Source organism: bacterium, assembly GCA_026398675.1.
GTDB lineage: Bacteria > RBG-13-66-14 > RBG-13-66-14 > RBG-13-66-14 > RBG-13-66-14 > RBG-13-66-14.
Genome location: JAPLSK010000077.1, coordinates 1 through 4,643 on the forward strand (window position 1 = coordinate 1; position 4,643 = coordinate 4,643).

Consider the following 4,643-nt stretch of genomic DNA (forward strand, 5'->3'; position numbering starts at 1 on the left):
ATAGCCGCCGAGCTGGGCTACCCGGATATCTCCCCGGTCCCGCTGGTCGAGCGGCTGATGCGGCAGGAGGAGGAGACGCGGCCCGGAGATTGACCCGAAGCGGTGGCGGGTGTCCACACCCGCCCGATGACGGTTGAATCCTAAATGTAGGGCGGGGAATCCTTTCCCCGCCGCTTTTACGTTCCCAACCTCGACCCTCACCCCGGCCTGCGATTATGTAGGGGCCGACCGACGGCGCGCCGTTTAGGTCGGCCCGCGGGCGACCGTGGAGGACTCGTCCTACCGGTCGCCCCTACGTCGGTCATTTGCCGTAGGGCGGGGATTTGCCAGGGGCATAGCTCGCTTCGCTCGGTTCCCATCCCCGCCGTTTCCACCCCTCTCCCTAGCCCGTAGGCGAGCCTCCCCCCCAAAGGGGGGAGGGGACCGTTTCACCCCTCACCCCGGCCTGCGGGCGACTAATCCTCCTAAAAGTGTGATTGCATTTGGTCATTTTGCATCGCTCGCGGAACGAAACCTCGAACACCAACAATTCCCCCCGCGGGGGCGCGGTCCAGCGTGCTACGCTGGTCTTGACAAAGGGAGACCCGTCTGCTAGGTTACGCCGTGGGATGAAAGCCAACCTCGAACCCACCCGCGAAAAGGGCTTGCTCCAGGGCGAGCCGTATCGTTCCCCCGCCGCGCACCATTTTTCACGAACTTAACCCCACGAGGGATCCCATGGCGCTGACACTCGAGCTTAAACGGTTGCAGGGCGACATCGAGCGGCAGGTCGAGGCGCTCTCGGGCCAGGTCGCCGCGGAGTGCTACCAGTGCGGCAACTGCACCGCCGGCTGCCCGACCGCCTACGAGATGGAAATCAAGCCGAACCGCGTCGTCCGCTACCTGCAGCTCGGCTTCGGGGAGAAGCTCCTGAAGGTCAACACGCCCTGGATCTGCGCCAGTTGCGAGACTTGCTACACGCGCTGCCCCAAGGGCGTATCGGTCGCCGCCGTCATGGACGCCCTGCGCCAGATCGCCCGGATGCGGGGTATCAAGCCTCCGAACCGCGACCTTCTGACCTTCGAGCGCCGCTTCCTGGGCACGGTACGGATGCACAGCCGTCTGTTCGAGGCCCAGCTCGCCGCGACGTACAACCTGACCAGCGGCCACTTCTTCAACAGTATGACCAAGCTGCCGGGCCTTCTGTTCAAGGGCAAGCTCAAGCTCTTCCCCCAGCGGGGGACGAAAAAGGGCCGGCAGGCCGTCAAGGACATCTACAAGCGGGCGCTCGAAATAGAGTCGAAAGGGAATTAATCGAGCCTGGGAGGTTTTTTTGAAAATCGGCTACTACCCCGGTTGTTCCAACCACGGCACGAGCCGCGAGTTCGAGAAGAGCGCCTTCGCCGTGTTCAAGGACCTGGGCGTCGAGCTGGAAGAAGTGCCGGATTGGGTCTGCTGCGCCGCCTCGCCCGGCCACCACCACTCGAAGCTTTTGTCCCTTTCCCTGGGGGCGTACAACCTGTCGCAGGCCAAGCCGCTGAAGCTGCCGGTGCTCGCCACCTGCGCCGCCTGCTACGCCCGCCTCGCGGCGACCAACTACGAGCTAAAGCACGACAAGAAGCTGGCGGCCCAGGTCGCCGAGGCCGTCGAGGAGCCGTACGACGGATCGGTCGAGGTCAAGCACATCGTGGACTTCCTGGCCGACGACGTCGGGCTGGAGGAAATCGCGAAGAAGGTCCACCGCCGCCTGGAGGGCCTCAAGGTCGCCTGTTACTACGGCTGCCTGCTCACCCGGCCGCCGGATTACGCCACCGTGGACGACACCGAGGAGCCGCGCAAGATGGAGCGGATTCTCGAGAGCGTCGGCGCGGAGCCGGTGGACTGGAGCCACCGCACCGAGTGCTGCGGGGCGGCCTTCCCCTTCAGCCGGGTGGACATCGTGGAGGCCCTGGCGGCCAAGATACTCGTGGCGGCGTCCAAGGTTTCGGCGGATTGCATCGCCGTGGCCTGCCCCATGTGCCACGCCAACCTGGACATGCGCCAGAGCGGCGCCGGGCGCATCGCCGGGCGGAAGCTCCGCATACCCATCGTCTACCTCACCGAGCTCATAGGCCTGGCCTACGGGCACAAGCCCCGGGAGCTCGGGCTGAACATGCACCTGGTCCCGACCCGGTCCGTATCGGAGAAATTCGCCTGAACGTGATGAAGAGCCTAGTCTTACAGATTGCCGTCATGCTGCTTGCGCTCGCCGGTATCGCCGGGGCGGCGGCGAATTACACCGCGCCCGTTCCGGCGGAGCCCCTCGAGCCGCCGGCCTACCCCCCGGGGGCCGCCGCGGCGGGATTCGAGGGGGAGTGCCGCGTCAGCCTGTTGATCAACGGGGCCGGCAAGGTGAGCGAGGCCTGGATTGCGCAGTCCAGCGGCCGGGAGGACGTTGACCTCGCCGCCCTCGAAACGGCCGAGGCCACCCTCTGGAAACCGGCCACCCTCGAGGGAGTTCCCGTCTCGAGTCGGCTCACCATCCCCTACCGGTTCGAGCTGGGCGTCCTGCCCGGCGATCCGCTGGGCCCGGCGCTGCCCGCGCCGTCCGCGGAACCGGAGAGCTCCGAGCCCCTGGTGGAGCTGACGCCCCGGGAGCCAATTTCCGTGGACTACCTCGGGGAAGGCTTCGCCGTTATCGGTCTCGAGGTGGACGAAGTGGGGCTGGTACTCGACGCCTGGCTCATCCGCTCGAGCGGCCGGCAGGCCGCCGATGACGAGCTCCTGAACGCCGCGTACTCGGTCTGCTGGGAAGGCGTGGTGCCTGAAAACGGGCTCGTCCGCGGGGTGTACGTCCACGATTTCAGCGGTCGGACCGCCGCCTCAATGGTCGAATCCTCCGAGGAGGCCCCCCCGGAGGAGCCGACCACCGACGAGACCGGCGGGGCCTGCCAATTCGATCAGCTCAAGCTCGGCAAATACGGTGAGAGAACACATTGATCCGGGTTAAACTGGCCGCCCATCGGAACCTCCTGGCCGCCGAAAGAACCCTTTTGGCTTACATCCGCACCGCCCTGGGATTCGGGGCGGTGGGATTCACGATGCTGAAGTTCTTCGGCGAAACGCCGCTCTTCCAGATTCTCGGCTGGGTGTTTCTGTTCCTGGGAGGGGTCTTCACCGCCGTCGGCTTCGTCCGGTACGTGCAGAGCCGCCGCATCATCGCCCGCCTCTTTCACCAGGAGCCGGAGCGGAAGAAGCCTAATCTCTTCGAGTGACCTCAACGAAGCACCGTCATCTACGCCCGACGCGATTGAAGGAGAACGTTAAATGGCCCGCAGAATAGGCGTCTTCATCTGCCACTGTGGCAAAAACATCGGCGACACCGTGGACTGCCCCCGGGTGACCGAGGAGATGAAGAAAATCCCCGGTGTGGTCTACGCGGCGGACTACAAGTTCGTCTGCTCGGCTCCGGGCCAGGACATGATCGCCCAGGCGATCAAAGAGTACGACCTGGACGGCGTGGTAGTCTCCGCCTGCAGCCCGCACATGCACGAAGACGTTCTTCGACGAGCCGCTGGAGCGTATCCGGGTTCCGATGACCAAGCGGGCGCTGGTCATCGGCGGGGGCATCGCCGGCATCCAGGCCACCCTGGACATCGCCAACGGCGGCCACGAGGTCATTCTTCTGGAGAGGACCCCCTCCATCGGCGGCCACATGTCCCAGCTCGACGAGACGTTCCCCACCCTGGACTGCTCCCAGTGCATCCTGACCCCGCGGATGGTCGAGGCGGCCAAGCACCCCAAGGTGACCATCCTCTCCTGGGCCGAGTTGGAGAAGCTGGAGGGCTTCATCGGCAACTTCAAGGCCACCATCCGCCAGCGGGCCCGCTACGTCAACACCGACCTCTGCACCGGCTGCGGCCTGTGCCAGGAAAAGAGTCCCGCCCGGATGCCCAACTACTTCGATGCCGGCCTCGGCGTGTTCGAGGGCAGCTATAAGGAAGCCTCCGACGTCCGGCGGGGCGCCATGACCAAGGCCATCAACTCCCCCTTCCCCCAGGCCGTGCCCAACACCCCGGTCCTCCACCCCGAGTACTGCACCTACTTCCAGACCGGCAAGTGCAAGGTCTGCGAGAAGGTTTGCCCCACCGGCGCCATAGACTACGAGCAGAAGGACGAGCTGCTGGAGTACGACGTCGGCGCCGTCGTGGCGGCCACCGGTTACACCCTCTACGAGCTGGGGCGCCAGCCTGAGGGCGGCCTCTACACGGGCTACGGCGAGTACGGGTACGGCGAGGACCCCGACATCATTGACGGCCTCCAGTTCGAGCGCATCACGACCTCCTCGGGACCCACCCTGGGCCAGCTCAAGCGGCCCTCGGACAACAAGGTCCCCCAAACCGTGGCCTTCCTGCAGTGCATCGGCTCCCGCTGCCCGGAGAAGGGCATCGAGTTCTGCAGCAAAATCTGCTGCATGTACACCGCCAAGCACACCATGCTCTACAAGCACGCCGTGCACGACGGGCAGGCCGTGGTTTTTTACATGGACGTGCGCGCGGGTGGGAAGCGCTACGAGGAGTTCGTGCGCCGGGCCATCGAGGAGGACGGGGCGCTCTACCTGCGCGGCCGCGTATCCCGCATCTACCGCGACGGGGACAAGCTCGTCCTCAAGGGGGCCGACACCA

The 4,643-nt window shown here is 65.6% G+C and carries 4 protein-coding genes and 1 pseudogene; all 5 read left to right on the forward strand.

Annotated elements, in window-relative coordinates; all coding sequences use genetic code 11:
* Nucleotides 1-717: 717 nt before the first annotated feature.
* The 5 genes and pseudogenes from NTW26_01560 (at nucleotide 718) to NTW26_01580 (ending at nucleotide 4,643) form a co-directional block, all read left to right on the forward strand.
* On the forward strand, nucleotides 718-1,293 hold the full coding sequence (locus tag NTW26_01560) for a 4Fe-4S dicluster domain-containing protein (GenBank protein ID MCX7020960.1): 576 nt from the start codon (nucleotides 718-720) through the stop codon (nucleotides 1,291-1,293).
* A 19-nt stretch (nucleotides 1,294-1,312) separates the two neighbouring features.
* Entirely contained in the window at nucleotides 1,313-2,176 is an 864-nt protein-coding gene (locus tag NTW26_01565) for a CoB--CoM heterodisulfide reductase iron-sulfur subunit B family protein (protein ID MCX7020961.1), read from the forward strand.
* A 35-nt stretch (nucleotides 2,177-2,211) separates the two neighbouring features.
* The gene (locus NTW26_01570) at nucleotides 2,212-2,958 is read left to right on the forward strand and encodes a TonB family protein (protein ID MCX7020962.1); all 747 of its coding nucleotides are present in this window, start codon (nucleotides 2,212-2,214) and stop codon (nucleotides 2,956-2,958) included.
* On the forward strand, nucleotides 2,955-3,233 hold the full coding sequence (locus tag NTW26_01575) for a DUF202 domain-containing protein (protein MCX7020963.1): 279 nt from the start codon (nucleotides 2,955-2,957) through the stop codon (nucleotides 3,231-3,233). The genes NTW26_01570 and NTW26_01575 overlap by 4 nt, the downstream gene beginning before the upstream one ends.
* Nucleotides 3,234-3,285: 52 nt before the next feature.
* Nucleotides 3,286-4,643, forward strand: a pseudogene (locus NTW26_01580) (CoB--CoM heterodisulfide reductase iron-sulfur subunit A family protein).